The sequence below is a fragment of the Nostoc cf. edaphicum LEGE 07299 genome (assembly GCF_015207245.1).
Taxonomy (GTDB): Bacteria; Cyanobacteriota; Cyanobacteriia; order Cyanobacteriales; family Nostocaceae; genus Nostoc; species Nostoc edaphicum_B.
Genome location: NZ_JADEXF010000614.1, coordinates 1 through 3725, shown reverse-complemented (window position 1 = coordinate 3725; position 3725 = coordinate 1). Strand labels below are relative to the sequence as shown.

Here is a 3725-nt window from a genome sequence, read left to right as displayed (position 1 = left end):
ATATAATCCCGTATTTTCGTTAAATTCCCACCCCATACCCGATTTATCCTTGCCCTTGCACCATGCCACAAAAAGCGGTGGGTGCAGCTTATTTCGTTGCTCGCGTATAGTTTCTACATTTACACCAAGTCTTGAAGCTAAACCTTCTTCGGTTAATGGTTGAATTCGCGGAGTTTGCCCTTTGAAGGATGAATTGTTGTTGTACGATTTATTAGCCCGTCTTGGTTGGTTGTTGAGATAGTTTTGAATTTTAATAATCGCCTCAGTAAACTGTGTCATTCGGGCTGTTATCCCCTCAATTTTTTGTTCTAAATCGGCGAGATTATGGATTGCTCCAGTTTCGTTGCTATGAGATTCACCGAAGTTCTGTGATTCCAGCTTATCCAGTCGTTCGCAAATAGCTAATATCGTTTGGGAAGTAGGGTTGGCGCTTCTACTGTTACTGTCCAACGCCAGTATTAATTCATCCAAAGAGTGAAGCAACTCGCTTGTTCGTCCTTGTCGGTGCAGCCGGGATAACTCCCTAACTGCTGGAATCAGGGGAGTGGGTACGCGGATCATCTCGCTGGGTTTGTTCTCGTCAGACATAGTGATATCGCAATTGATAGCAACAGCTATCGATATCAAGTAGATAGCAATGCTATCAACATATCAGGGATTGGTGATTCAAGCACAAACCCGTTCGGGAATCGTCCGCCGTGTTTTGGGTCTTTCACCCTAGAAAGGATCTTGCTACTTTTGTGCAGGCTTTTGGAATTATTAACGAAGAGTGCCGGCAGTATATCCACTGCGTTGTCGTAAAATATAAAAGCTTCCTGAAAATGGACTTCCAGGAAGTTAGGTGTTTATCGGGAAGTAACCTATTTTTTTATATGGACGCTGCTGATACTGGTGTTAATTCTGTAGAAATTCTTTCTCCCAACCATCAACAGAGTGTAATTAAAGCTACTAGTCAGCAGGTGACTCCTGAAATGGTTGAGGAAATTATTAGGCGATACTACTACCGTACTCCTGCTGTTAGTAATGATCATGAGTTAATTTTGGCTTGGGCTGGGTCGCAGAACCGCGAACAAACTAAGCGTAAATACTATAGCTTCGGTCAAAAATTACTCAGATGGGTACTCTCTGAAGGTATACCAGATTTACGATTAGTGCAGCAGCCAAAGTTACTCGATTTTATTAATAGTTGGGGTGAGGTTTCCCCTTATACCAAATCTAACCACATTTTGATGCTGCGTTCCTTGTGGAGTTACGGTAGTGGGGAGAGTATTGGTTATTTTTTACGGAATATTGCAAGTACGATTTCTTACGAAAATTTCAGCAATTTACCTAAAGCCGACCGATATCTTGAAGACTGGGAGATGGCAAAGTTGGCTTCGGCTGCTAAGGATTTAGGAGGAATTCACTGGCTGGTATTTTGTTTGCTTTTTTACAGCGGGATGCGTGTTGGTGAGGTTGGTAGAGTGACGGTTCCAAGTGATGAACCTCTTAAACCTAGAGAGGATTATTCGGGTTTATATTGGCATAACTTTCAGTGGTATCCCGACCCCATACCGGAGGATAGACAGCGGGGATACTATACAATTAAGTTTCGAGGAAAGGGTGGGAAGTACCGCGAGATAGGGTTAGACCACGACACTTCGCTCGTTTTCAAAAAATATCGAGGTACGGCTCGTGATAGCGCACCAGTTTTTCCAAATGTGTCGCCTGACCCAGCAAAAAGAGGGTTGCCGTTGAGCGATAGGGCGATTAAGCGGGTGATTCAAGATATTTCTGAGGTTGCAAAGGTAAAATTCTCGTGTCACTGGTTGCGGCATTCTCACGCATCCAGGGCTGTGGATAGTAAACCGCTGTTTGAAGTGCAAGACCAGTTGGGGCATAGTAAAACAGATACGACAAAGACGTATGTTCGTTCCAAGAAGGGTGCGGGCACGGGTACAGTGCTGCCGAGATTTTAATTGAAAGACCTATTTTTCGGGTCTTGTCCACTTTTGGCGATCGTGTTCGGGGATGTTTGTTTAAGCGATAGTGCTGGCAACCCCCTGCTCTTTGCTTCTTCAGCAACTTGCGTGTGGTAATGGTGCTTTGAACGACTGGGTTTTCGGTTCTTGCTCCATTCGCTGATTTCGACGATTTTGCTCGCTTCTGTACTTTTGCACTTCTTAGGTCTGCCTACGTTTACACCTAATACCTCGTTAGCTTTTGCGATCGCAGACTCCTGGGTTTCTGACAAGATGGTACAAGATGTCCATCTTTTTTTCCACTTTGCTATTGAGTTTTCGGTTACGCCAATCTCTTGGGCTAAAGCTACATATTTTTTGCCTTCGTTTCAAAAAAGTGAGATGTGATGGCTGAATGCCATACATTCCATTCCTGTTCCAATCCTACTCACGGGCGTAGCTGGGCTAATCGCTTCTCTATCTCCTGCTCATACCATGTAATACTCGTCGGTAGTGGTTCTGAGGAATTCCATGTATTACGTGGATGATTGGCATAACTTGGCTTCGTAATACATGGTGTAGTATATGTTCTAATTATTTTGCAATCCAGCAGTCAGCGATTACAGATACTTACGCCATAGCTGTAGCCATTTGGCGACAAGACTCGGCGCAGCGACGGCAAGATGCAGCACAGCGTTTGCAGTGGTCGCTGTCGTGTTTTTCACATTCACTGGCACAGCGATCGCAAGCTTCAGCACAGACTCCGCACATCTGAGCATGAAGAGGCGAATTGCGAGACATAAAACGGGCACACAGAGCGCAAGTATCAGCACAGTCTCGGCACAGCTTGATACATTGAGCCATCATCTGTACCATATTGCCACTTAAGCAGGCATCAGCACAGTTTTCGCAATCGCGTAGGCAATCAAAGCAAGCCTCTATGCAAGTTTCAAGTAAGGATTGGTGAGATTGAGCTGTCGTCATAATTATACCTCCGATTTAAAGTCGTAAATTTCACATGAGACAGTATTTATGCCTCTGCGCTCTCAGATTAAAAAATAACTAATATGCTTGCGTCTACCTAATGGTACAAGAAATATTTATTACTAATGACATAAGGAAATTTCATGCTGATTTCATTTGAATATGCATAACTATTTTTTAATTAAAATTTCTAGGATTTCATATTAATTTCATCACTGTGTGGAAAGCTAAAAATATAGGGAAATATAGTGTCTTAGAAACTGAATTAATAATTTATGAGCTTTGATTATGACCTCTTTGTAATTGGCGCAGGGCCAGGAGGTGTTGCTGCCGCTAGACAATCTGCTGCTCATGGTGCTCGTGTGTTAATTTCCGAACGCGACCAGGTAGGTGGCACATGTGTAATTCATGGCTGTATTCCAGAGAAACTAATGGCATATGCTGCTAGTTTTTCCCATGTTTTTGAAGATGCTGACGAATATGGTTGGGATAAAGTGAGTGACCGCATTGACTGGCATAAATTTATGACAGCTAAAGACCGAGCGATCCAACATCTGAATAAATTACATATTCAGCATCTTCAAGAAGCAGGGGTAAGCCTAATTTACGGAGAGACAAGATTTTTAGATTCTCATACTTTGGATGTTGGGGGACACCAGATTACTGCCAATAAAATCTTGATTGCTGTAGGTGGAGAAGCTGTAAAACCCGAAATTCCAGGAATTGAATATGCTATTACTACACGTCAGATGTTTGAAATCAAGCAGCAACCGGAGCATATTGCGATTATTGGTAGTGACC

General features: G+C 43.1%; 5 protein-coding genes. 2 read left to right on the top strand and 3 right to left on the bottom strand.

Going from position 1 to position 3725, the window contains the following annotated elements; genetic code table 11:
- A partial coding sequence (locus tag IQ229_RS17780; protein WP_194045976.1) for a hypothetical protein occupies positions 1 to 588 on the bottom strand: 588 nt, incomplete at its 3' end.
- 284 nt (positions 589 to 872) lie between these two features.
- Between IQ229_RS17780 and IQ229_RS17775 the strand changes: the two genes are divergently transcribed.
- A complete protein-coding gene (locus tag IQ229_RS17775) occupies positions 873 to 1958 on the top strand; it encodes a tyrosine-type recombinase/integrase (RefSeq protein WP_162398322.1) in 1086 nt (361 codons plus the stop codon).
- On the opposite strand, the gene IQ229_RS17770 is transcribed toward IQ229_RS17775, so the two are convergent.
- Positions 1955 to 2233, bottom strand: coding sequence for a hypothetical protein (locus IQ229_RS17770; protein ID WP_228013533.1), 279 nt, complete (start codon positions 2231 to 2233; stop codon positions 1955 to 1957). The genes IQ229_RS17775 and IQ229_RS17770 overlap by 4 nt on opposite strands.
- Positions 2234 to 2570: 337 nt before the next feature.
- Positions 2571 to 2924 (bottom strand): four-helix bundle copper-binding protein, encoded by a 354-nt coding sequence (locus tag IQ229_RS17765; protein ID WP_162398321.1) that lies wholly within the window; start codon positions 2922 to 2924, stop codon positions 2571 to 2573.
- Positions 2925 to 3199: 275 nt separating this feature from the next.
- Between IQ229_RS17765 and IQ229_RS17760 the strand changes: the two genes are divergently transcribed.
- On the top strand, positions 3200 to 3725 hold a 526-nt coding region (locus tag IQ229_RS17760), incomplete at its 3' end, for an FAD-dependent oxidoreductase (RefSeq protein WP_194045974.1).

Bases quoted from the DNA above. Each gene is read 5' to 3' on its own strand.
- IQ229_RS17765 (WP_162398321.1), bottom strand. From the start codon at position 2,924: ATGACGACAGCTCAATCTCACCAATCCTTACTTGAAACTTGCATAGAG.
- IQ229_RS17775 (WP_162398322.1), top strand. From the start codon at position 873: ATGGACGCTGCTGATACTGGTGTTAATTCTGTAGAAATTCTTTCTCCC.